Source organism: Microbacterium sp. 70-16, assembly GCF_001898315.1.
In the GTDB taxonomy this organism is placed as follows: Bacteria; Actinomycetota; Actinomycetes; order Actinomycetales; family Microbacteriaceae; genus Microbacterium.
On sequence record NZ_MKTQ01000024.1, the window covers coordinates 31,062 to 51,932 of the forward strand.

Below are 20,871 nucleotides of genomic sequence, written 5' to 3' on the forward strand. Positions count from 1 at the left end.
GGGTCGTCAGGCGGCGCTGGTCGTTCGGCGGCGCTGGTCCTTCGGCGGCGCGGGTCCTCAGGCGGCGCTGGTCGTTCGGCGGCGCTGGTCCTTCGGCGGCGCGGGTGGCTCGGCGGCGCGGGTCGTTCGGCGGCGCTGGTCGTCAGGCGGCGCGGACGATCTTCGGCGCCGCCGTCACGAGGATCGGCAGGTGGTCGCTCCGGCCCTGCGGCAGCGTCGTGATGCTGTCAATGTCGAACCCGACGCTCGTCGCGAAGTCGTAATGCCCCTTGAAGAACTTGTAGCGCGTGTAGGTGCGCGCGTCGCTCAGGCTCAGTTCGAAGCCGGCCTCACGCACCTTCTGACCGAGGTTCTCTTTGAAGACGGGGTAGTTGTAGTCGCCGAGCATCAGGATCGGCAGGTTCTCGCCGAGGCCGGACAGTTCGGCCAGCGCCGCGTTGATCTGGTGGCGACGCAGTGAGTTGAGCGCCGTCAGCGGTGCTGCGTGGAAGCTCGCGACGATGAACTCGCGGTTGTTGTCGATGTCGCGCAACCGGACGGCAAGAGTGCGCTCTTCGGCGGGCTTGAGCACCAGATCGTGCAGCGACTTCTTCAGCGACAGCGTGCGGTACTCGAGCGCCGTGAAGGTGTTGCGCCGGTAGTAGACCGCGAGTCCGAGGCGGTTGCGCGACGTGGCATCCGCCAGGTGAAGCCCCGAGATCTCGGCCGGGAGGTCACTCGAGACAGCCTCTTGCAGGCACAGGATGTCGGCCCCGGTCGTCTCGACGAGGGCGTCGAGCTCACCCGCTGCCTTGTGCTTGTTGAGGTTGTACGAGATCAGCTTCATCGTGTTTTCAGCCTAGGCCCGCACCCAACGGATCGGCTGTGGTGTTGCGGGGATTGCGCACTGTGTTCAGTCGTCGAGCGCGCGGCGCGCGCGGGTCTGGTCGGCGCGCGCGGCGAGCAGGTCGTCGGCCGGGTATCCCACTTCGGTGAGCGTGAGTCCGCGCGCCGCGAGCACTTTCGTCTCACTCGTGCGCACGCCCTCGTCGCGGATCTCCGCGACGTCCTCAGGCTCGAGCTTGCCCTCGCCCACCGCGGCGCACGCGCCGACGAGGGCGCGCACCATGCTGTGGCAGAAGGCATCCGCCTTCACATTCGCGACGAGAATGCCCTGCTCGTCGCGGCGCCAGCCGAACTCGAGCAGCGTGCGGATCGTCGTCGCGCCCTCGCGCCACTTGCAGTACGCCGCGAAGTCGTGCAGGCCGATCAGCGAGCGGGCGGCCTCGTCCATCGCGGCGACGTCGAGCCGCGCCTTCACGGTCGTCGTCCGCCCGCGCTCGAGCGGGTCGTAGACGGTCTCGACATCGGCGATGCGGTACTCGTAGCGCCGCCAGACGGCCGAGAAGCGCGCGTCGAAACCCTCCGGCGCTTCCGCGCTGCGATGCACGGCCACGTCGGGATACTGGCCGAGCACGCCGGTAATTCGCGCGGCAAGCGCCTCGGGCGCGGGGTTGCGCCCCTTCTCGAGCCGCGCGCGCTGCGCGTCGCTCAGGTCGAGGTGCGCGACCTGGCCCGCGGCGTGCACGCCGGCATCCGTGCGCCCGGCGACGACCAGCTGCGGCTCACCGCCGAGGATCCGCGTGATCGCACCCTCGAGTGTGCCCTGCACGGTGCGCAAGCCCGGCTGCCGCGCCCATCCGCGGAAGTCGGTTCCGTCATAGGCGAGATCAAGGCGCAACCGCACCCCGCCAGCCTAGCCGCGCCGCCCGCCGCCTTACGGCAGCCCGAGCGCCGCGAGCTCGGCGCGGGTCGGCGGGTTGGCGCCGGCGCGCGACACCGTGATGCCTGCCATGACGGCGGCCCGATGCAGCGCCGCCGCGAAGGCATCCCCATCGGTGAACACGGCGGGCTCGTCCAGCGCGCTCGAGATCAGACTCGCCATGTACGCGTCACCCGCGCCGATCGTGTCAGCCACGGTCACGACGTGCGGCGCGACCTCGACGATCCCGCCGGGCCCGAGCCCGACCGCACCGTCGGCGCCCCGCGTCATGACAGCCAGCCGCGGGCCGTACCCCGCGATCCGCTCGAGCACCTCCGCCGCGCCCAGACCCGGATACAGCCACGCGGCATCCTCGTCGCTCAGCTTGACCAGATCAGCGGATGCCGCGGCATCCGCGAACCTCGCGACCGCGGTCGCGTGGTCGCCAACGAGCGCGGGGCGGATGTTGGGATCCACACTCACGAGCACCCGCCCGGCCGCGCCCCGCAGCGTGTCGAGCACGGCCGTGCCGCCGGGCTCGAGGAACAGCGCGATCGACCCTGTGTGCACGGCACGCACGGGGCCGATGGCGAGCGACCCCGAGCCGGCGGCCGTCCCGGCGCCCGACGCCACGCCCGCATCCCCCACACCCGCCACTCCCACAGCCCCCGCACCAGCCCCCGCAGTAGCCGCCACCCCGGCCTCGCCGAGCGCAACCACCGGCGCCCCCCACGCGATCGCGAACTCATACTCGGCCGATCCGTCGGAGCGCAGACGCGCGCGGGCGGTGGAGGTCGGGGCATCCGTCCACGACTCGGGAACGATCCGCACGAGCGATGCGGCGAGCTCGTCGGCGATGCGGAAGCCGCGCTCGTCGCGGCCGAGCCGGGTCAGCAGCTGCACCGCGTGACGCTGCCGCGCAACGCCCACCGCGACGTTCGCTGGACTACCGCCGACGAGCTCGCGGTCACCGTCGGAGCCCTCCACGATGTCGATCAGAGCCTCGCCGATGACCAGCACGTCGATGTCCATGCTTCAGTCCTACCCGATCGCGGCGCACGCCGCGTGTCTCCCAGGCACGTCACGTAAACTTGGCCGTTCCCGACCCAGATACACCGCCTTCGCCATGACCTCTCCCGCCGCGCCCCGCTACGCCGGGCTCGACGGCCTTCGTGCGGTGGCCGTCCTGCTGGTGGTCGTCTACCACCTCTTCCCGGCGTGGTTCCTGCACTCCGGATTCGTCGGCGTCGACGTCTTCTTCGTCATCTCGGGCTTCCTCATCACGTCGTTGCTGCTGCGCGAGCGCGCGGCATCCGGCCGCATCGCGCTGCGCGCCTTCTGGACGCGCCGCGCCCGCCGCCTGTTGCCCGCCCTCGCGCTCGTCGTCACCGTCAGCTCGAGCGCGGCGTGGCTCGTCGGCGGCGACGTGCTCGTCGACCTCGGCCGGCAGGTGCTGGGGGCGGCGACCTTCTCGTACAACTGGGTCGCCATCGCCGACGGCGCCTCGTACTTCAGCGGAGCCGAGCCCGAACTGTTCCGCAACCTCTGGTCACTCGCCGTCGAAGAGCAGTTCTACGTCCTGTGGCCGCTGCTGCTGCCGGTGCTGCTGGTCGTCCGCCGACGCTGGTTGCGGCTCACGGTCGCCCTGGCCCTCGCGGCCGCGTCGGCGCTCTGGGCCGTCGCCCTGGTGACGAGCGTGACGAGCGCGGCAAGCGCGAGCGGCGCGTCGGGCGCCTCCGGCGGCGCGCTCACCCGCGCCTACTACGGCACCGACAGCCACGCGTTCGGCCTGCTGATCGGCGTCGCCCTGGCACTGTTGCTCGCCGCGCGAATGACAGGCGACCGGATGCCCGGGCCTCGCCCCATCGTCGCCGGCGTCGCCGGCTGGGTGGCCCTCGCGGCGCTCATTGCCGTCGCGGCGTGGCCCGGCGGGGCATCCCTGTATCCGTACATTCCGCTCGCGGCATCCGTCCTGACCGCCGTCGTGATCGCGCTGGCTGTCGGCGCGAGCTCGCGTTTCGGGCGCGCGCTCGACGTGCAGCCGCTGCGCTGGATCGGCGAGCGTTCGTACGGGATCTACCTGTGGCACTGGCCAATCGTCGTGTTGCTGACGGTCGCGACGACGGGCTCGTTCGTCGACGCGGCGATCCCCGTCCCGGTCGGGATTCTCGCCGCGCTGATCACCGTCGTCGCCTCGGCGCTGTCGTACCGGTTCCTCGAGCAGCCCGTGCGCCGCCTCGGATTCCGCGGCGCCCTCCGCGCCTTCGGTCAGCGCCTCTCGGGCAACCCCGGCCGCCGCTTCGGCGCGATCGCGACCGTCGTCGCCGCAGCTCTCGCCCTCGGCGGAACCTCCGCCGCTGTCGCCGCCGCTCCCCCGCTCAGCTCGAGTGAGGCCGTCGTGCAGGCGGGGATGGACGCGTTGGCGAAGGCGTCGGCGGCGCCGGCCTCTGAGACGACCGGTACGGGCGACGCGGATGCCGCGGCTGCGCCCACCCCCGGGTCGACGAATGCCCCGGCCGAGCACTCCGCCGCAGAGTCGGATGCCCCTGCCGCCGCCGCGTGCGCGACCCACGCCGCCGGGGCGCACGCCGCCGCCCCCACGAGCGAGGCGCACGCTTCAGCCCCCGCCGGCGCCGATGCGTTGAGCACACCGCCCGCCGCGGACGCCGACCCCTGCACCGGCCCAGGCGGGCGCCCACTTCCGCCCGCCGAACTGGCCGTCCCGGGCGACCGGATCTCGGCGGTCGGCGACTCCGTCATGCTCGCGTCGGCGGGCGGGCTGCTCGACGAACTCCCGGGCATCCAGATCGATGCCGCCGTCTCGCGGTCGATGTGGGCCGGCACCGACATCGTCGCGTCACTCGCAGCGACGGGCGCCCTGCGCGACTACGTCGTCGTGGGACTCGGCACGAACGGGCCGGTCGGCGCGGACGAACTGCAGCAGGTGTACGACGCGATCGGCCCCGACCGTACGCTCGTGCTCGTCACCGCTTTCGCGCCGCGCAACTGGATCGACGGGGTGAATGCCGAACTGGCATCCTTCACCGCGTCGCATCCACGCGTCGTCGTCGCCGACTGGTCGCACGCGATCGCGCCGCACCTCGACTATCTGGCGGGCGACCAGATCCACCCCGGACCGACCGGCGGGCAGGTCTATGCCGACACCGTCGCCGACGCCGTCAACGGCGTCGAGAACCAGCACGCGCAGGTGCGGTACGAGGTCGAGCTGATCCGCTGGGCGGCGACGCGCACGTTCGAACCGCAGCCCTGAGCCCGTTCAGATGCGCGTGACGAGCGCGACCGATCGCTCGGTCGCGACGAAGCCGAGCCCCTCGTAGAGCGAGTTCGCGCCCGTGGGACTCGCGGTATCGACGTCGAGCACGGCGCGCTCGAGTCCGGCCTCGCCGATCGCGGCGAGCGTCGCGGCGATGACGAACGGGGCGACGCCGCGGCGCCGGTGCGCGCGCACGACGCCGATCAGGTCGATGTACGAATTGGTCGCGCCGAGGGTCTGCCAGTCGTCTTCGTTGACGGATGCCAGGCAGAAGCCGACGATGGCGCCTTCGGCGTCCAGCGCGAGCCGCGACAGGTCGGCGCGGAAGAACGGCCCGCCGACGAACTTGGCCCACGACTCCGGCTGCGACGGAAGGCTGCCCCAGTGGTCGCGGAACGCGTCGTTGCGCGCCAGGCGCGCATCGTCGTCGCGTTCGTGCGTGTATGCGACGATCGTGATGCCCTCGGGCGCGGGCGGGGTGGGCAGCGGCGCGGACATGTCGCGCTCCATCGACGTGAACCAGCGCTCGGCCGTGAACCCGGCGCGCTCGGCGAGCCGCTGCTGATCGGGCTGGCTCTCTTCGCCGTACAGCTTGAGGTCGGCCGTCCGGGGGGTGGGGGTGGTGGGGTTGGCTTCGTCGCTGGCTGCGGGTTCGTCGGCGGCTGCGCTGGTTGCGACTGCGGCGTCGGTTTCGGCGGCTTCGATCTCGGCGGCGGCCTGCGCGAGCTGCTCGAGTCCGCGGGCGCGCTGCCAACGCAGCAGCACGGTGCCGATGCCGCGCCTCCGCCACTGCGGGTGGACGGCTCCGCCGAGGTGCGCTGTGAGCGCGCCCGCGCGGGCCGGGTGCAGGAAGGACGAACCGAAGGCGATGATGGTGCCCGAGGCATCCAGCGCCACGAGCGAATCGCGGGCGTGGTCGATGTGCGGCAGATCGAACGTGTCGGCGATCTCTTCGCGCGGAGTGGTCCACGTCGGGTGGTCGACGGTGTCGGCCGCGACGGCGACGGCGTGGATCGCGTCGATGTCGGCCTCCGTCGGCGCCCGCCACACGGCGACATCCGGATGCGAGGGCAGGCTCACCGGGGCATCCGCCCGCAGTTCGGCCAACCGCTGGACCAGGCTCTTCTCGCTCACCAGGTCACCCTACTCGCGTCGGTGTGCGGGTCACCACGTTTCGTCTCGGCCCTGCGGGCCTCGCTCAACGGCCGGGGTCGGCCCACCCCACCCGGCCGCCCCGCGAGCGCAGCGAGACGAAACGCCCACCCCACCCGGTCGTTGAGCGAGCGCAGCGAGACGAAACGTCGTGAGTCGTCTCGGCGAGATTGCGACGTTTCGTCTCGGTCGCTTCGCTCCCTCGCTCAACGACCGACAGTCGGTCCACACAACGGCAAGAGGCCCGCACCCCGAAGGGTGCGGGCCTCTTGACGAGTGCGGGAGGGCCTTACTCGGCCTTCTCCTCGACGACCTCAGCGGCCTCAGCAGCGGCGGCCTCCTCGACGGGAGCCTCCTCCGCAGCCTCGACGACCTCAGCCTCTACGGCCTCTTCAGCAGCGGCCTCGTCAGCAGCAGGCGCCTCCTCGACGGACGCAGCGGCGGCGGCCTTCTTCGCCGACTTCGGCTTCGGGTTCACCGGCTCGAGCACGAGCTCGATGACAGCCATGGGGGCGTTGTCGCCCTTGCGGTTGCCGACCTTGGTGATGCGCGTGTAGCCGCCCTCACGGTCCGCGACGAGCGGAGCGATCTCGGCGAACAGCACGTGCACGACTTCCTTGTCACCGATGACCGAGAGCACGCTGCGACGCGCGTGCAGGTCGCCGCGCTTCGCCTTCGTGATCAGGCGCTCGGCGAGCGGACGCAGGCGCTTGGCCTTGGTCTCGGTCGTCGTGATCGAGCGGTGGGTGAACAGCGCCGCGGCGAGGTTCGCAAGCAGCAGGCGCTCGTGGGCGGGGCCGCCTCCGAGGCGGGGACCCTTGGTGGGCTTGGGCATATCAGTTACTCCAGGTGAAAGATGTCAGCAGGTGGCCGGGACTCAGACGGTCTCGTCGTCGTAGCCGCCGTAGAAGTGAGCGCCGTCGAACCCGGGCACCGAGTCCTTCAGCGACAGACCGAGCGAGATGAGCTTGTCGCGCACCTCGTCGACCGACTTCTGACCGAAGTTGCGGATGTTCATGAGCTGCGTCTCCGACAGGGCGACGAGCTCCGACACCGTGTTGATGCCCTCGCGCTTGAGGCAGTTGTACGAACGAACCGACAGGTCGAGGTCCTCGATCGGCATCGACAGCTCGTTGGTGAGCACCTCGGCGACCGGCGCGGGGCCGATCTCGATGCCCTCGGCCTCGACGTTCAGCTCACGGGCGAGACCGAACAGCTCGGTGAGGGTACGACCGGCGGATGCCACGGCGTCGCGCGGCGTGATCGAGGGCTTGGCCTCCACGTCGAGCACGAGCTTGTCGAAGTCGGTGCGCTCGCCGGCACGCGTGGCATCCACGCGGTACGACACCTTGAGCACGGGCGAGTAGATCGAGTCGATCGGGATCTGACCGGCCTCGGCGTACTCGTTGCGGTTCTGCGTCGCCGAGACGTAGCCACGGCCACGCTCGATCGTCAGCTCGAGCTCGAAGCGGGCCGAGTCGTTGAGCGTCGCGATGACGAGCTCGGGGTTGTGCACCTCGACACCGGCGGGAGCGGAGATGTCGGCAGCGGTGACCTCACCGGCGCCGGTCTTGCGCAGGTACGCCGTGATGGGCTCGTCGCGCTCGGACGAGACCACAAGCTGCTTGATGTTGAGGATGATCTCGGTGACATCCTCCTTCACACCGGGGATGGTGCTGAACTCGTGCAGCACGCCGTCGATGCGGATGCTGGTGACCGCGGCACCGGGAATCGAGGAGAGCAGGCTGCGACGCAGCGCGTTGCCGATCGTGTAGCCGAAGCCAGGCTCCAGCGGCTCGATGACGAAGCGGCTGCGGAACTCGCCGATCTTCTCCTCGGTCAGGGTGGGACGCTGTGCAATGAGCACTATGTGTTCCTTTCCATCACGTGCCCGCTATATGACACGTGCGATTTCAAGAGGTGTTGAGTTGTTGAAAGAACGACGCGACGGATGCCACGCGAACGTGGCATCCGTGCGAAGAGTCAGACGCGGCGGCGCTTCGGCGGACGGCAGCCGTTGTGCGCCTGCGGCGTCACGTCGTTGATCGAGCCCACCTCGAGGCCGGCGGCCTGCAGCGAGCGGATCGCGGTCTCGCGACCCGAACCCGGACCCTTCACGAAGACGTCGACCTTCTTGACGCCGTGCTCGGCGGCTTGGCGGGCAGCCGACTCGGCGGCCATGCCGGCGGCGTACGGGGTCGACTTGCGCGAGCCCTTGAAGCCCACGCCACCCGACGATGCCCAGCTGATGACAGCACCGGTCGGGTCGGTGATCGAGACGATCGTGTTGTTGAACGTCGACTTGATGTGGGCGTGGCCCAGCGCGATGTTCTTCTTTTCCTTGCGACGCGGCTTGCGCGCGGCGGTCTTGGCCTGTGCCATGTGAGTGTTCTCCTAAACCTGTAGGCGGCCGCGCTTAGCGCGCCTTCTTCTTGCCGGCGACGGTGCGCTTGGGACCCTTGCGGGTACGCGCGTTGGTCTTCGTGCGCTGGCCGCGCACGGGCAGGCCGCGGCGGTGGCGGAGGCCCTCGTACGAGCCGATCTCGACCTTGCGGCGGATGTCAGCGGCGACCTCGCGGCGCAGGTCACCCTCCACCTTGTAGTTGCCTTCGATGTGGTCGCGCAGAGCGACCAGCTGGTCGTCGGTGAGGTCCTTGACGCGGATCGACTCGTCGATCTCGGTGGCCTTGAGGATCTCGACCGAGCGGGTACGGCCGATGCCGTAGATGTACGTGAGGGCGATCACCACGCGCTTGTCGCGCGGGATGTCAACGCCGGCAAGACGTGCCATGCGGTTTCTCCTAGGAGTAGTGGAGGTGTGGAGCAGGATCGGTGCCCGGGCCTCCACCCGGGGTGTCCCCCGCTCGCGCGGGTTCTGATCTGCCTGTATGCGTATTGAGTTGTGTTCGAGGGGTGCCGCTCGCGCGGCATCCACTCAGCCCTGGCGCTGCTTGTGACGCGGGTTCGACTTGCAGATGACCATGACGCGACCGTGGCGACGGATGACCTTGCAGTGGTCGCAGATGGGCTTGACGGAGGGGTTGACCTTCATGATGTTTCCTTGCGCTGTCTTCGAGTCGTGCGGATGCCGAGGCATCCGCCCGCTCGTTACTTCTCGACCGGTCTAGCGGTAGCGGTAGACGATGCGACCACGCGTGAGGTCGTAGGGCGAGAGCTCCACGACGACGCGGTCTTCGGGGATGATGCGGATGTAGTTCTGCCGCATCTTTCCGGAAATCGTGGCCAGGACCTTGTGTCCGTTGGTGAGCTCAACGCGGAACATCGCGTTGGGCAGAGCCTCCGACACGACGCCCTCGATCTCGATGACACCGTCTTTCTTAGCCATAGCCTCGCTGACGCTTGTGCAGGCCGGTCGGTCTGCGATGGGTGGTGGGTTCGGTGCTCTTGCTCGCCTTCACGGCGACACGCCAATGAAGGCGCAAGGCACCAAAGATCTAGTGTACGTGATAGTGCGCGCCCCGGCAAACCGCCGCGGCGCGCGCCACCGCGCTCAGTTGAAGAGCGTCGCGAACGAGGACCCTCTAGCGCGCCGAAGGCAGTCGTCGGCCCCCAGATTGGTCATCAGCGAACGCGCGATCGACGCAGACCGGAGGCCCCCACCGACCGGCAGGTGCTCCTGGTGTCGCGGTGTCATCACCGACGACCGCCCATCGACGCGACTCGTGTCGATCCGAGGCTAGCGGGTCGCGTAGCCGACCGAATAGCTCGCGGGCCAGGGGCAACTCGGCCACGTCGCACTTGAGACGACGAAACTCCCCGCCGAGCGCCAGCCGGTGTACTTCGTCCACGAAGGGAATGGGGACACCGCATTGCACACGACGTATGCATTCACTTCCGCCTGAATCGGGAACCCTGAGCAACTGACAACGCCACCACCAGCCCCTTGATCGTAGGAGATGGTGCAGCTCGCCGCTTGAGCCGCGCCACCACCTGCCACGGTGATCCCCAGTACAAGCGCCGCGGTCACGATGCCGACTGCAAACTTCCTTCGCATTATCCAGTCCTCCCGTGTGGTCTGACAACGAGGACGCTACGCTCGCAATCGGTCACCGTCAAGAGGTTCGAGTCGCACTACTCGAACAGTGAAGCGAAAGAACCAACGGCGGGGAACTCGGCAATGGTCTCACCGTTGATCGCTACCGTGGGAGTCCCGATCTGGCTCCTTCCCGGAGCCAGGGGGGTGTCTTTCGTCTTCGCGGTGACGAAGCTGGCGTACCGCTGCTCTGTCACGCACGTGTCGATTCCGGTGACGCCGACGCCGGCGGCGATCGCGATGATCTCGTCGTCGGTCAGACCCGTCGAGTTCTCGTCGGGCTGGTTCTCGTACATCGCCTGCATGAACGGCACCGCGGCATCCGGATCAGCCTCGGCGACGCAGTACATCGCGTTGGCCGCACGGGTCGAGAACTCTGTGCCCTGCGAGTAGCGGTCGAGGATCGAGATCGGGTGGATGTTGAGCGTGATCGTGCCGTCGTTGACGAGGCTCAGGATCTCGTCGCCGTACGCCGTCTCGAACTGGTTGCAGATCGGGCACATGAAGTCGATGTAGGTGTCGAGTGTCTGCTCGCCGCTGCCGACGACGATCGCGCCGGTCTCCTGGTTGATGCCCGAGCCGCTCGGCGGCGTACCGGGGTCGGTCGCGGCGTTGTTCATCCAGACCACGAGCGCGATCACGAGCGCGACGATGGCGACGACCGCCACGCTCACCCAGATCGCGAACCAGTTCTGCTTCCCCGCTGCTGCCTGTGCCATGCTCGCCTCTCTCATCGCCGCGCGCTCCGCGCGCACACCCTGTCTATTTTCCCCCATGGGCGCCTATGCGTTCCCCGTGAGTGCGCCGTGCCAATGCCGCTTGGCGGGGCTTGCGCGCCGCAATAGCTCAGGAGCCGAGCCGCTCTCGCGAAGCACGCGCCGCGGATTTCCGCGGCGCGCGGCGGGCGCGGAGACCGCCGTTCCTGAGTTGTTGCGGTGGGGCGGCGTTGACCGGCCGGCCGCAAGTCCGGCGCGCAAGCCCAGGCACGCGCGAACCCACGACGCGGGCAGCAAACGGCCGGTCCACACGAGCGGCCGGACCACACGGCGCAAGCGCCGGCGAGCGCGAGCCCGCTACGCGATAGCCACCGGCACAACCCCGAACGGGGCGAGCCCCGCGGCTCCGCCGTCGGCGGCGGTCAGCACCCAGATGCCGCCCTCGTGGACGGCGACGCTGTGCTCCCAGTGCGCGCCGTCGCTGCCGTCGACCGTCGTGACGGTCCAGTCGTCGTCCTCGACGAAAGTCGCATCCGACCCCGACGTGACCATCGGCTCGATCGCGAGACACAGGCCCGGGCGCACAGCCGGCCCCAGGTCGGCGACACGGTAGTTGAACACCGTCGGGCCCTCGTGCATGCGGCGTCCGATGCCGTGGCCGACGTAGTCGCGCAGGATGCCGTACTCGGCGCCATCCGCATCGGCGGCCCGCTCGATGTAGCCCTGCACCGCGTCGCCGATCTCGCCGACGCGGCCCGCCGACGCGAGCGCCGCGATCCCGGCCCACAGCGACCCCTCGGTAACCTCCGACAGGCGCTGCCGCGCAGCGGCAACAGGAGACGGCCCCCCGGGCACGACGAGCGTGATCGCCGAGTCGCCGTTCCAGCCCTTGAACTGGGCGCCGGCGTCGATCGAGACGATGTCGCCGGGCTCGAGCACACGCGAGCCCGGGATGCCGTGCACCACCTGGTCGTTGACCGAGATGCAGGTCGTGTGCCGGTACCCGCGCACGAGCTGGAAGTTCGACTCCGCACCCCGCTCAGCAACGACGGCGGCAGCGGCGGCATCGAGCTCACCCGTCGTGACGCCGGGTGCGACCAGCGCGCGCACGGCGTCGAGCATCGCGGCGGTGATCTGCCCGGGCTCGACCATCGCCCGCAGTTGGGCGGGCGTCTTGTAGAGCGAGCGGCGCAATCCCACGGTCAGGCGCTCACGCCGACGGGGCGATGCCGCGCGCGGTCAGCGCGACGACGATGCGCTCGAAGACCTCGTCGAGCGTGCCCACGCCGTCGACGGCGTCGACGACACCGCGCTCGCGGTACACGTCGAGGATCGGCGCCGTCTCGGACTCGTAGATCGACAGACGCTTGGCGATCGACTCTTCGTTGTCGTCGGCGCGGCCCTGCTCGGCGGCGCGCAGCGACAGCCGCTGGATCGACTCGTCACGCGGCACCGACAGCTCGATCACGGCGGTCAGCGGCTCGTCGCGCCCATCAAGGAACGCGTCGAGGTCGCCGACCTGGCCGAGGTTGCGTGGGTAGCCGTCGAGCAGGAACCCGCCCGCGGCGTCGTCCTGCGCGAGGCGGTCGCGCACGATCGCGCTCGTCAACTCGTCGGGCACGAGGTCGCCGGCGTCGATGATCGCCTTGACCTGCAGTCCGAGGGGCGTGCCCTCTTTGACGTTGGCGCGGAACACGTCGCCCGTCGAGACGGCCGGGATGCCGTAGGTCTGCGCGATGCGCTCGCCCTGCGTGCCCTTGCCCGAGCCCTGCGGCCCGATGATCAGAAGTCGGGGTGCCGTCATCTCAGAAGCCCTTCGTAGTGGCGCTGCTGCAGCTGCGCGTCGATCTGCTTGACCGTCTCAAGACCCACACCGACGATGATGAGGATCGACGCGCCACCGAACGGGAAGTTCTGGTTCGCGCTGACGGTCGCCAGAGCGATCAGCGGCAGCAGGGCGATCAGGCCCAGGTAGATCGCGCCGGGCAGCGTGATGCGCGTGAGCACGTAGTCGAGGTACTCGGCAGTCGGGCGGCCCGCACGGATGCCCGGGATAAAGCCGCCGTACTTCTTCATGTTGTCGGCGACCTCGACCGGGTTGAACGTGATCGCGACGTAGAAGTAGGTGAACCCGACGATCAGCAGGAAGTACAGCAGCATGTACAGCGGGTGGTCGCCCTTGGTCAGGTACGCCTGGATCCACGTCACCCAGCCGGGGACGTTGCCATCGGCATCCGGCGTCTGGTTGAACTGCGCGATGAGCGCCGGGATGTACAGCAGCGACGAGGCGAAGATGACGGGCACGACGCCGGCCATGTTCACCTTGATCGGGATGTAGGTGTTGGTGCCGCCGAGCGTGCGACGGCCCACCATGCGCTTGGCGTACTGCACCGGGATGCGGCGCTGCGACTGCTCGACGAAGACGACGAGGCCCATGACCAGGATGCCGACGGCGAGCACCAGCAGGAAGGTCTCGAAGTTGCGGCTCTGCGCGATCGACCACATCGCGACCGGGAAGGTCGCCGCGATCGAGGTGAAGATGAGGATCGACATGCCGTTGCCGACGCCACGCTCGGTGACGAGCTCGGCGAACCACATGATCAGGCCCGTGCCGGCGGTCAGCGTGATGATCATCAGCAACTGCGCCCACCAGGCGTCGTTGGTCAGCAGGCTGTTGCAGGACGCGATGGAGGTCGTGCCGAACAGCTGACCCGAACGGGCGACCGTGACCAGCGTCGTCGACTGCAGCAGCGCGAGCGCGATCGTCAGGTAGCGCGTGTACTGCGTGAGCTTGGACTGACCCGCCTGGCCCTCCTTGTAGAGGGTCTCGAAGTGCGGGATCACGACGCGCAGCAGCTGCACGATGATCGTCGCGGTGATGTACGGCATGACGCCGAGCGCGAAGATCGACAGCTGCAGCAGCGCGCCACCGGAGAACAGGTTCACGAGCGACAGCAGACCCTCGCTGGCCGAGCCGCTCTCAGCGAGGCAGTCCTGGACGTTCGGATAGCTCACGAACGGCGTCGGGACGTGCGCACCGAGTCGATAGATGGCGATGATCGCCAGGGTGAAGCCGATTTTCCGCCGGAGATCCGGAGTGCGGAAGACCCGCGCGATGGCGCTGAACAAGGGGATTTCCTCCAGTGGTCTTACGGAGTCCTGCCGGACGGGACCGGGGACACCGTCTCCCAGAGTACGGCAACAGGGGCCGGTACCGGTTCTCGAGCCTATCGAGAGATCGGACCGGCCCCTGCCGTGGATTTACTTGATCGAACCGCCAGCGGCGACGATCTTCTGCTCGGCCGAACCCGAGACCTTGTCGACGTCGACCGTCAGCTTGACCGCGATGTCGCCGGTGCCGAGCACCTTGACCTTCTCGTTCTTGCGGACGGCACCCTTGGCGACGAGGTCGCTCACGGTGACGTCGCCACCGGTCGGGTACAGCTCAGCGAGCTTCTCGAGGTTGACCACCTGGTACTCGACGCGGAACGGGTTCTTGAACCCGCGCAGCTTCGGCGTACGCATGTGCAGCGGCATCTGGCCACCCTCGAAGCCGACCTTGACCTGGTAGCGGGCCTTCGTGCCCTTGGTACCACGACCCGAGGTCTTACCCTTCGAGCCCTCACCACGGCCGACGCGCGTCTTGGCGGTGTTGGCGCCGGGGACCGGACGCAGGTGGTGGACCTTCAGCACGCCGGGGCGCGAAGCCTCGGCATCCTTCTTGGCCGGAGCCTTGGCCGGAGCCTTGGCGGCGGTCTTCTTCGCCGCGGGCTTTGCCGCAGCCTTCTTCTCGACGACCTCTTCGGTCACCTTCTCAGCCTTTTCGGCCATCAGTCGATCTCCTCAACCTTGACGAGGTGCGCGACGGCCTTGACGTAGCCGCGCGTCTGCGCGTCGTCGGGACGGACGACCGAGTCGCCGATCCGCTTCAGACCGAGCGAACGCAGCGTGTCGCGCTGGTTCTGCTTCTCGCTCACCTTGGACTTGACCTGGGTCACCTTCAGGCGGCTAGCCATCAGACACCTGCCTTCTGCGCAGCGGCGGCCTTGGCCTCGTTGCGGATGATGATCGCGGGCACGACCGCGTCGTAGTCGAGGCCACGACGAGCAGCCACCGCGCGGGGCTCCTCGAGCGACTTCAGCGCCTCAACGGCCGCGTGCACGATGTTGATCGTGTTCGACGAACCGAGCGACTTCGACAGGACGTCGTGGATGCCTGCACACTCGAGCACGGCACGCACCGGACCACCGGCGATGACACCGGTACCGGCAGCAGCCGGACGCAGCAGCACGACACCGGCGGCCGCCTCACCCTGCACGGGGTGCGGGATGGTCGAGCCGACGCGGGGAACGCGGAAGAAGTTGCGCTTGGCCTCTTCGACACCCTTGGAGATGGCGAGGGGGACCTCACGCGCCTTGCCGTAGCCGACGCCCACGAGACCGTTGCCGTCGCCCACGACGACCAGCGCCGTGAAGCTGAAGCGGCGACCGCCCTTGACGACCTTCGACACGCGGTTGATCGTGACGACGCGCTCCAGGAACTGGCTCTTGTCGGCGTCACGCGACCCGCGGTCACCGCGGGTCTGGCTGCGCTCACGACCGCCGCGACGCGGCTCGCGCTCGCGCTCGACGGGCGCCTCGGCGGCAGCCGTAGCCTCAGTGGCCTGCTCGGACACTTCGTTCTCCTTGATTTCGCTCACAGGTTCAGACCTCCCTCGCGGGCGCCTTCGGCGATCGCTGCGACACGGCCCGCGTAGCGGTTGCCACCGCGGTCGAACACGACGTCCGAGACGCCGGCAGCCTTGGCACGCTCGGCGACGAGCTCGCCGACCTTGCGGGCCTTGGCGGTCTTGTCACCGTCGAACGTGCGCAGGTCGGTCTCGAGGGTCGAGGCCGAAGCCACGGTGTGACCCTTCGCGTCGTCGACCAGCTGGACGAAGACGTGGCGGGCCGAACGGGTGACGACCAGACGCGGACGCGCCTCGGTACCCACGATCTTCTTGCGAAGGCGGGCGTGACGACGCGAACGCGCGTCGGACTTCGACTTCACAGCCATGATTACTTACCAGCCTTTCCGGCCTTGCGGCGGACGACCTCGCCCGCGTAACGCACACCCTTGCCCTTGTACGGCTCGGGCTTGCGGATCTTGCGGATGTTCGCGGCGGCTTCGCCGACAGCCTGCTTCGAGATGCCGCTGACGGTGACCTTGTTGTTGCCCTCGACGGTCAGCGTGATGCCGGCCGGGGCCTCGACCAGCACCGGGTGCGAGAAGCCGAGCGCGAACTCGACGGCGGCACCCTTCTGCGCGACGCGGTAACCGGTGCCGACGACCTCGAGGCCCTTGGTGTAGCCCTGGGTGACGCCGATGATGTCGTTGTTGATGAGGGTGCGGGTCAGACCGTGCAGCGAACGCGACTCGCGCTCGTCGTCGGGACGGGAGACCAGAACCTGGCCCTCCTCGACCTTGACCTCGATGGGCTTGGCAACGGAGAGCGTCAGCTCGCCCTTGGGGCCCTTGACCGAGACATCCTGGCCGTCGACCGAAACGGTGACGCCGGCCGGGATGTCGATGGGAAGACGTCCAATACGCGACATGTCAGATCACCACACGTAGGCGAGGACTTCCCCACCCACGCCCTTCTGCTCGGCCTGACGGTCGGTGAGAAGACCGGAGGAGGTGGACAGGATCGCGACGCCGAGGCCACCGAGGACGGTGGGCAGCTCGGTCGAGCGCGCGTAGACACGCAGACCCGGCTTGGAGACGCGCTTGATGCCGGCGATAGACCGCTCGCGGTTCGGGCCGTACTTCAGCGTGAGCGTCAGGGTCTGGCCGACGCGGGCGTCCGAGACCTCCCAGGAGGAGATGTAGCCCTCCTGCTTGAGGATCTCGGCGATGTTGGTCTTGAGCTTCGAGCTCGGCAGCGCGACGGTGTCGTGGTGCGCCGAGTTCGCGTTGCGCAGACGGGTCAGCATGTCTGCGACCGGGTCTGTCATCGTCATTTCTTGGTTTCCTTTGTTCAGTGGTTTCGGATGCCTTTACAAGACAGCCGACCTTCTTGATGGACGTTTCCGTCCGGGGGTGTTACTTCTCGTCAGCAGTCTGGAACGGGAAGCCCAGCTGGCGCAGCAGCGAACGACCCTCGGCATCCGTCTTCGCGGTCGTGACGACCGTGATGTCGAAGCCGCGGACGCGGTCGATGCGGTCCTGGTTGATCTCGTGGAACACGGACTGCTCCTGAAGACCGAACGTGTAGTTGCCGTGACCGTCGAACTGCTCACCGGACAGGCCACGGAAGTCGCGGATGCGGGGCAGCGCGAGGTTCACGAGGCGGTCCAGGAACTCCCAGGCGCGGTCGCCACGCAGCGTGACGTGCGCACCGATGGGCTGACCCTCACGCAGCTTGAACTGCGCGATGGACTTGCGGGCCTTGGTGACGATCGGCTTCTGGCCGGTGATCTTGGTGAGGTCGTCGACCGCACCATCGATCACCTTGGAGTCACGCGCAGCCTCACCGACACCGGTGTTGACGACGACCTTGACCAGTCCGGGGATCTGCATGACGTTCTCGTAGCCGAACTCGTCCTGCAGCGCCTTCTTGATCTCGGCGTTGTACTTCTGCTTCAGGCGGGGCTGGATCTTGCCAGCCGCCGCGGCAGTGGTGGTGCTCATCAGAGGTCCTTACCGCTCTTCTTCGCAAAGCGCACGCGAACGGTGCGCTTCACGCCATCCTTCGTCTGCTCCTCGACGCGGTGACCGACCTTGGTCGGCTTCTTGGTCGAGGGGTCGACGAGGGCGACGTTCGAGATGTGGATCGGGGCTTCCATCGTTTCGATGCCGCCCGTCTTGGTGCCGCGCTGGGACTGGCCCACGCGGGTGTGCTTCGTGACGTAGTTGACGCCCTCGACGATGACACGGTTCTGCTCGACGAGAACGTCGAGGACCTTGCCCTGCTTGCCGCGGTCGCCGCCCTTGTCCTGCTTCTTGCCAGTGATGACCTGAACGAGGTCACCCTTCTTGATCTTGGCCATGAGGTCAGATCACCTCCGGAGCGAGCGAGACGATCTTCATGAACTTCTTGTCGCGAAGCTCACGGCCGACCGGGCCGAAGATACGGGTGCCACGGGGCTCCCCGTCGTTCTTCAGGATGACGGCGGCGTTCTCGTCGAACTTGATGTAGGAACCGTCCTGACGACGGACCTGCTTCTTGGTGCGGACGACGACCGCCTTGACGACGTCGCCCTTCTTGACGTTTCCACCGGGGATCGCGTCCTTGACGGTGGCCACGATGATGTCACCGAGACCCGCGTAGCGGCGGTTCGAGCCGCCGAGGACGCGGATGGTGAGCAGCTCCTTGGCACCGGTGTTGTCGGCGACCTTGAGGCGGGACTCTGTCTGGATCACTTGGCCTTCTCCAGGATCTCGACCAGACGCCAGCGCTTGGTGGCGCTGAGCGGACGGGTCTCATCGATGACGACCAGGTCGCCGATGCCGGCGGTGTTCAGCTCGTCGTGAGCCTTCACCTTCGACGTGCGCCGGATGACCTTACCGTAGAGGGGGTGCTTCACGCGGTCCTCGACCTCGACGACGATCGTCTTGTCCATCTTGTCGCTGACCACGTAACCGCGGCGGGACTTGCGGTAGCCACGGGCATCCGCGTCACGCACGTCGTGTGCAGCGTGCTCGTGACCGTCGACGACTACTTCTTCAGTCTTCTTGGTGGCCATCACTCAGCCTCTTCCTTCGCAGCGGCGTCGTCGGCGGCATCCGCCTTCTTCGTCGCCTTCTTCTTCGCCTTGGTCGCGACCTCGGCGGGCGCGGGCGTGGCACGGATGCCGAGCTCGCGCTCACGGATCACGGTGTAGAGCCGCGCGATGTCGCGCTTGACCGCACGGATGCGGCCGTGGCTCTCGAGCTGGCCGGTGGCCGACTGGAAGCGCAGGTTGAACAGCTCTTCCTTGGCCTTGCGCAGCTCCTCGACGAGGCGCTGGTCCTCGAACGTGTCGAGCTCGCTCGGTGCGAGCGTCTTGGTTCCGACAGCCATTACGCGTCGCCCTCCTCGCGCTTGATGATGCGTGCCTTCAGCGGCAGCTTGTGGATTGCCCGGGTGAGGGCCTCGCGTGCGAGCTCCTCGTTCACGCCCGCGACCTCGAACAGGACGCGACCGGGCTTGACGTTGGCGACCCACCACTCCGGCGAACCCTTACCGGAACCCATGCGGGTTTCGGCCGGCTTCTTGGTCAGCGGACGGTCGGGGTAGATGTTGATCCACACCTTGCCGCCACGCTTGATGTGACGCGTCATGGCGATACGAGCGGACTCGATCTGACGGTTGGTCACGTAAGCGGGCGTCAGGGCCTGGATGCCGAACTCACCGAACGACACCTTCGTGCCACCGGTGGCGGCACCCGAGCGACCCGGGTGGTGCTGCTTGCGGTACTTGACCTTGCGGGGAATAAGCATCAGGCAGACGCTCCTTCTGCGACGGGGGCCTCGCTGCGCGGGCCGCGACGACGGTCGCCGCCACGGTCATCGCGACCGCGGGGCTGCTTCGGGGCGTTGGCCTGCTCGCGAGCGAGCTCCTTGGCCGTCAGGTCGCCCTTGTAGATCCAGACCTTCACGCCGATGCGGCCGAAGGTGGTCTTGGCCTCGTAGAAGCCGTAGTCGATGTTCGCGCGCAGCGTGTGCAGGGGCACACGGCCTTCGCGGTAGAACTCCGAACGGCTCATCTCGGCGCCGCCGAGGCGGCCGGAGACCTGGATGCGGATGCCCTTGGCACCGGCACGCTGGGCGCCCTGCAGGCCCTTGCGCATCGCGCGGCGGAACGCCACACGTGCGGTGAGCTGCTCGGCGATGCCCTGCGCGACCAGCTGAGCGTCAGCCTCGGGGTTCTTGACCTCGAGGATGTTCAGCTGGATCTGCTTGCCGGTGAGCTTCTCGAGGTCGGCGCGGATGCGCTCGGCCTCGGCGCCACGGCGACCGATCACGATGCCCGGACGGGCGGTGTGGATGTCGACGCGGACGCGGTCACGCGTGCGCTCGATCTCGATGCTGGACACGCCGGCACGGTCGAGCTGCGTCTGCAGGAGCTTGCGGATCTTGACATCCTCGGCGACGTAGTCGGCGTAACGCTGGCCCGGCTTGGTCGAGTCGGAGAACCAACGCGACACGTGGTCCGTGGTGATGCCGAGGCGGAAGCCGTACGGGTTGACCTTCTGTCCCATTACTTGCTCGCCTTCTTGGTCTCGGTACCGGCAGCGGCGACCTCGGGGGTCGCGAGCTCGACGGTGATGTGGCTCGTGCGCTTCTTGATCTGGAACGCGCGGCCCTGGGCACGGGGCTGGAAACGCTTGAGCGTCGTGCCCTCGTCGACGTACGCGTTGCGCACGTACAGGTCCTGCTCGTCCAGGTACTCGCCGTCGCGGTCCGCCTTCACGCGTGCGTTGGCAACCGCGGACTCAACGAGCTTGTAGATCGGCTCGCTGGCGCTCTGCGGGGCGAACTTCAGGATGGCCAGGGCCTCCTGAGCCTGCTTGCCCTTGATGAGCGCGACGACACGACGAGCCTTCTGAGGGGTCACGCGAATGTGCTTGACGCGTGCGATGGAATCCACCATGTCTCTCCTCCTCTAGTCCTCTCCAGGATCACCACCGCGTCAGCGGCGGCGGCCCTTCTTGTCGTCCTTCACGTGGCCGCGGAAGGTGCGGGTGGGCGCGAACTCGCCCAGCTTGTGGCCGACCATGGTCTCGGACACGAACACGGGGATGTGCTTGCGTCCGTCGTGCACGGCGATGGTGTGTCCCAGCATGGCGGGGATGATCATCGAACGGCGCGACCAGGTCTTGATGACGTTCTTGGTGCCGGCTTCATTCTGGACGACGACCTTGCGGAGCAGGTGCTCGTCGACGAAGGGGCCCTTCTTAAGGCTGCGAGGCAT

Annotated in this window: 30 protein-coding genes; 1 reads left to right on the forward strand and 29 read right to left on the reverse strand. The window is 68.2% G+C overall.

Annotated features, from left to right (window positions below; translation table 11 throughout):
• Positions 1-142: 142 nt before the first annotated feature.
• The 3 genes from BGO46_RS10640 to BGO46_RS10650 form a co-directional block, all read right to left on the reverse strand.
• Complete coding sequence (locus tag BGO46_RS10640; protein WP_292678455.1) at positions 143-826, reverse strand: endonuclease/exonuclease/phosphatase family protein; 684 nt, start codon at positions 824-826, stop codon at positions 143-145.
• 66 nt (positions 827-892) lie between these two features.
• Positions 893-1,726: a tRNA pseudouridine(38-40) synthase TruA gene (gene truA, locus BGO46_RS10645; protein ID WP_292678457.1), complete on the reverse strand. Its 834-nt coding sequence runs from the start codon at positions 1,724-1,726 to the stop codon at positions 893-895.
• 30 nt (positions 1,727-1,756) lie between these two features.
• Positions 1,757-2,773, reverse strand: coding sequence for a PfkB family carbohydrate kinase (locus BGO46_RS10650; RefSeq protein ID WP_292678459.1), 1,017 nt, complete (start codon positions 2,771-2,773; stop codon positions 1,757-1,759).
• A gap of 94 nt (positions 2,774-2,867) precedes the next feature.
• Here BGO46_RS10650 and BGO46_RS10655 point away from each other — a divergent pair, with 94 nt between their 5' ends.
• Positions 2,868-5,012 carry an acyltransferase family protein gene (locus BGO46_RS10655; protein WP_292678461.1) on the forward strand — a complete coding sequence of 715 codons (2,145 nt, stop codon included), beginning with the start codon at positions 2,868-2,870 and terminating at the stop codon, positions 5,010-5,012.
• A 6-nt stretch (positions 5,013-5,018) separates the two neighbouring features.
• Here BGO46_RS10655 and BGO46_RS10660 read toward each other — a convergent pair whose 3' ends face one another.
• The 26 genes from BGO46_RS10660 to rpsS all read right to left on the reverse strand — a co-directional run bounded on the left by BGO46_RS10660 (position 5,019) and on the right by rpsS (position 20,871).
• Positions 5,019-6,149 carry a GNAT family N-acetyltransferase gene (locus tag BGO46_RS10660; protein WP_292678464.1) on the reverse strand — a complete coding sequence of 377 codons (1,131 nt, stop codon included), beginning with the start codon at positions 6,147-6,149 and terminating at the stop codon, positions 5,019-5,021.
• A 307-nt stretch (positions 6,150-6,456) separates the two neighbouring features.
• Complete coding sequence (gene rplQ / locus BGO46_RS10665) at positions 6,457-7,002, reverse strand: 50S ribosomal protein L17 (RefSeq protein WP_292678467.1); 546 nt, start codon at positions 7,000-7,002, stop codon at positions 6,457-6,459.
• Between the two features lie 42 nt (positions 7,003-7,044).
• Complete coding sequence (locus BGO46_RS10670) at positions 7,045-8,034, reverse strand: DNA-directed RNA polymerase subunit alpha (protein WP_292678469.1); 990 nt, start codon at positions 8,032-8,034, stop codon at positions 7,045-7,047.
• A gap of 116 nt (positions 8,035-8,150) precedes the next feature.
• Positions 8,151-8,549, reverse strand: coding sequence for a 30S ribosomal protein S11 (rpsK, locus tag BGO46_RS10675; protein ID WP_292678471.1), 399 nt, complete (start codon positions 8,547-8,549; stop codon positions 8,151-8,153).
• 34 nt (positions 8,550-8,583) lie between these two features.
• Positions 8,584-8,958, reverse strand: coding sequence for a 30S ribosomal protein S13 (rpsM, locus tag BGO46_RS10680; RefSeq protein WP_193596792.1), 375 nt, complete (start codon positions 8,956-8,958; stop codon positions 8,584-8,586).
• 144 nt (positions 8,959-9,102) lie between these two features.
• The gene (gene rpmJ, locus BGO46_RS10685; protein WP_005050492.1) at positions 9,103-9,219 is read right to left on the reverse strand and encodes a 50S ribosomal protein L36; all 117 of its coding nucleotides are present in this window, start codon (positions 9,217-9,219) and stop codon (positions 9,103-9,105) included.
• Positions 9,220-9,291: 72 nt separating this feature from the next.
• Complete coding sequence (infA, locus tag BGO46_RS10690) at positions 9,292-9,513, reverse strand: translation initiation factor IF-1 (RefSeq protein WP_005050493.1); 222 nt, start codon at positions 9,511-9,513, stop codon at positions 9,292-9,294.
• A gap of 746 nt (positions 9,514-10,259) precedes the next feature.
• Positions 10,260-10,940, reverse strand: coding sequence for a thioredoxin domain-containing protein (locus tag BGO46_RS10695; RefSeq protein WP_292678472.1), 681 nt, complete (start codon positions 10,938-10,940; stop codon positions 10,260-10,262).
• 354 nt (positions 10,941-11,294) lie between these two features.
• Positions 11,295-12,137: a type I methionyl aminopeptidase gene (gene map / locus BGO46_RS10700; RefSeq protein WP_292678474.1), complete on the reverse strand. Its 843-nt coding sequence runs from the start codon at positions 12,135-12,137 to the stop codon at positions 11,295-11,297.
• 10 nt (positions 12,138-12,147) lie between these two features.
• Positions 12,148-12,741: an adenylate kinase gene (locus BGO46_RS10705; RefSeq protein WP_292678477.1), complete on the reverse strand. Its 594-nt coding sequence runs from the start codon at positions 12,739-12,741 to the stop codon at positions 12,148-12,150.
• Positions 12,738-14,066, reverse strand: a complete 1,329-nt coding sequence (gene secY / locus BGO46_RS10710) for a preprotein translocase subunit SecY (protein WP_292678479.1) — start codon at positions 14,064-14,066, stop codon at positions 12,738-12,740. The genes BGO46_RS10705 and secY overlap by 4 nt, the downstream gene beginning before the upstream one ends.
• A 132-nt stretch (positions 14,067-14,198) precedes the next feature.
• Positions 14,199-14,768, reverse strand: coding sequence for a 50S ribosomal protein L15 (gene rplO, locus BGO46_RS10715; RefSeq protein ID WP_292678481.1), 570 nt, complete (start codon positions 14,766-14,768; stop codon positions 14,199-14,201).
• Entirely contained in the window at positions 14,768-14,953 is a 186-nt protein-coding gene (gene rpmD / locus BGO46_RS10720) for a 50S ribosomal protein L30 (RefSeq protein WP_292678483.1), read from the reverse strand. Before rpmD ends, rplO begins: the two co-directional genes overlap by 1 nt.
• Positions 14,953-15,612, reverse strand: a complete 660-nt coding sequence (rpsE, locus tag BGO46_RS10725) for a 30S ribosomal protein S5 (protein WP_292678485.1) — start codon at positions 15,610-15,612, stop codon at positions 14,953-14,955. The genes rpmD and rpsE overlap by 1 nt, the downstream gene beginning before the upstream one ends.
• A gap of 20 nt (positions 15,613-15,632) precedes the next feature.
• Entirely contained in the window at positions 15,633-15,992 is a 360-nt protein-coding gene (gene rplR, locus BGO46_RS10730; protein ID WP_292678488.1) for a 50S ribosomal protein L18, read from the reverse strand.
• A 2-nt stretch (positions 15,993-15,994) separates the two neighbouring features.
• Positions 15,995-16,531 (reverse strand): 50S ribosomal protein L6, encoded by a 537-nt coding sequence (rplF, locus tag BGO46_RS10735; protein ID WP_292678491.1) that lies wholly within the window; start codon positions 16,529-16,531, stop codon positions 15,995-15,997.
• A gap of 6 nt (positions 16,532-16,537) precedes the next feature.
• On the reverse strand, positions 16,538-16,936 hold the full coding sequence (gene rpsH, locus BGO46_RS10740) for a 30S ribosomal protein S8 (protein WP_292897916.1): 399 nt from the start codon (positions 16,934-16,936) through the stop codon (positions 16,538-16,540).
• An 82-nt stretch (positions 16,937-17,018) separates the two neighbouring features.
• A complete protein-coding gene (gene rplE / locus BGO46_RS10745; protein WP_292678498.1) occupies positions 17,019-17,606 on the reverse strand; it encodes a 50S ribosomal protein L5 in 588 nt (195 codons plus the stop codon).
• Complete coding sequence (gene rplX / locus BGO46_RS10750; RefSeq protein ID WP_292897918.1) at positions 17,606-17,965, reverse strand: 50S ribosomal protein L24; 360 nt, start codon at positions 17,963-17,965, stop codon at positions 17,606-17,608. The genes rplE and rplX overlap by 1 nt, the downstream gene beginning before the upstream one ends.
• 4 nt (positions 17,966-17,969) lie before the next feature.
• Entirely contained in the window at positions 17,970-18,338 is a 369-nt protein-coding gene (gene rplN / locus BGO46_RS10755) for a 50S ribosomal protein L14 (RefSeq protein ID WP_292897920.1), read from the reverse strand.
• Positions 18,335-18,661 carry a 30S ribosomal protein S17 gene (rpsQ, locus tag BGO46_RS10760; RefSeq protein WP_292897922.1) on the reverse strand — a complete coding sequence of 109 codons (327 nt, stop codon included), beginning with the start codon at positions 18,659-18,661 and terminating at the stop codon, positions 18,335-18,337. Before rpsQ ends, rplN begins: the two co-directional genes overlap by 4 nt.
• Positions 18,661-18,978, reverse strand: coding sequence for a 50S ribosomal protein L29 (rpmC, locus tag BGO46_RS10765; RefSeq protein WP_292897924.1), 318 nt, complete (start codon positions 18,976-18,978; stop codon positions 18,661-18,663). The genes rpsQ and rpmC overlap by 1 nt, the downstream gene beginning before the upstream one ends.
• Complete coding sequence (gene rplP / locus BGO46_RS10770; RefSeq protein WP_215486825.1) at positions 18,978-19,397, reverse strand: 50S ribosomal protein L16; 420 nt, start codon at positions 19,395-19,397, stop codon at positions 18,978-18,980. Before rplP ends, rpmC begins: the two co-directional genes overlap by 1 nt.
• Entirely contained in the window at positions 19,397-20,158 is a 762-nt protein-coding gene (rpsC, locus tag BGO46_RS10775) for a 30S ribosomal protein S3 (RefSeq protein ID WP_292897926.1), read from the reverse strand. The genes rplP and rpsC overlap by 1 nt, the downstream gene beginning before the upstream one ends.
• Entirely contained in the window at positions 20,158-20,550 is a 393-nt protein-coding gene (gene rplV / locus BGO46_RS10780) for a 50S ribosomal protein L22 (RefSeq protein ID WP_292897928.1), read from the reverse strand. Before rplV ends, rpsC begins: the two co-directional genes overlap by 1 nt.
• A 39-nt stretch (positions 20,551-20,589) precedes the next feature.
• A complete protein-coding gene (gene rpsS / locus BGO46_RS10785; protein ID WP_045275479.1) occupies positions 20,590-20,871 on the reverse strand; it encodes a 30S ribosomal protein S19 in 282 nt (93 codons plus the stop codon).

Excerpts from the sequence above, each read along its gene's own strand:
- BGO46_RS10640 (WP_292678455.1), bottom strand. The coding sequence starts at position 826 with ATGAAGCTGATCTCGTACAACCTCAACAAGCACAAGGCAGCGGGTGAG.
- BGO46_RS10650 (WP_292678459.1), bottom strand. The coding sequence starts at position 2,773 with ATGGACATCGACGTGCTGGTCATCGGCGAGGCTCTGATCGACATCGTG.
- BGO46_RS10655 (WP_292678461.1), top strand. The coding sequence starts at position 2,868 with ATGACCTCTCCCGCCGCGCCCCGCTACGCCGGGCTCGACGGCCTTCGT.
- rplQ (WP_292678467.1), bottom strand. The coding sequence starts at position 7,002 with ATGCCCAAGCCCACCAAGGGTCCCCGCCTCGGAGGCGGCCCCGCCCAC.
- rpsK (WP_292678471.1), bottom strand. The coding sequence starts at position 8,549 with ATGGCACAGGCCAAGACCGCCGCGCGCAAGCCGCGTCGCAAGGAAAAG.
- rpsM (WP_193596792.1), bottom strand. The coding sequence starts at position 8,958 with ATGGCACGTCTTGCCGGCGTTGACATCCCGCGCGACAAGCGCGTGGTG.
- rpmJ (WP_005050492.1), bottom strand. The coding sequence starts at position 9,219 with ATGAAGGTCAACCCCTCCGTCAAGCCCATCTGCGACCACTGCAAGGTC.
- infA (WP_005050493.1), bottom strand. The coding sequence starts at position 9,513 with ATGGCTAAGAAAGACGGTGTCATCGAGATCGAGGGCGTCGTGTCGGAG.
- BGO46_RS10695 (WP_292678472.1), bottom strand. The coding sequence starts at position 10,940 with ATGGCACAGGCAGCAGCGGGGAAGCAGAACTGGTTCGCGATCTGGGTG.
- BGO46_RS10705 (WP_292678477.1), bottom strand. The coding sequence starts at position 12,741 with ATGACGGCACCCCGACTTCTGATCATCGGGCCGCAGGGCTCGGGCAAG.
- rplO (WP_292678481.1), bottom strand. The coding sequence starts at position 14,768 with ATGGCCGAAAAGGCTGAGAAGGTGACCGAAGAGGTCGTCGAGAAGAAG.
- rpmD (WP_292678483.1), bottom strand. The coding sequence starts at position 14,953 with ATGGCTAGCCGCCTGAAGGTGACCCAGGTCAAGTCCAAGGTGAGCGAG.
- rplR (WP_292678488.1), bottom strand. The coding sequence starts at position 15,992 with ATGGCTGTGAAGTCGAAGTCCGACGCGCGTTCGCGTCGTCACGCCCGC.
- rplF (WP_292678491.1), bottom strand. The coding sequence starts at position 16,531 with ATGTCGCGTATTGGACGTCTTCCCATCGACATCCCGGCCGGCGTCACC.
- rpsH (WP_292897916.1), bottom strand. The coding sequence starts at position 16,936 with ATGACGATGACAGACCCGGTCGCAGACATGCTGACCCGTCTGCGCAAC.
- rplE (WP_292678498.1), bottom strand. The coding sequence starts at position 17,606 with ATGAGCACCACCACTGCCGCGGCGGCTGGCAAGATCCAGCCCCGCCTG.
- rplX (WP_292897918.1), bottom strand. The coding sequence starts at position 17,965 with ATGGCCAAGATCAAGAAGGGTGACCTCGTTCAGGTCATCACTGGCAAG.
- rpsQ (WP_292897922.1), bottom strand. The coding sequence starts at position 18,661 with ATGGCCACCAAGAAGACTGAAGAAGTAGTCGTCGACGGTCACGAGCAC.
- rpmC (WP_292897924.1), bottom strand. The coding sequence starts at position 18,978 with ATGGCTGTCGGAACCAAGACGCTCGCACCGAGCGAGCTCGACACGTTC.
- rplP (WP_215486825.1), bottom strand. The coding sequence starts at position 19,397 with ATGCTTATTCCCCGCAAGGTCAAGTACCGCAAGCAGCACCACCCGGGT.
- rpsC (WP_292897926.1), bottom strand. The coding sequence starts at position 20,158 with ATGGGACAGAAGGTCAACCCGTACGGCTTCCGCCTCGGCATCACCACG.
- rplV (WP_292897928.1), bottom strand. The coding sequence starts at position 20,550 with ATGGTGGATTCCATCGCACGCGTCAAGCACATTCGCGTGACCCCTCAG.
- rpsS (WP_045275479.1), bottom strand. The coding sequence starts at position 20,871 with ATGCCTCGCAGCCTTAAGAAGGGCCCCTTCGTCGACGAGCACCTGCTC.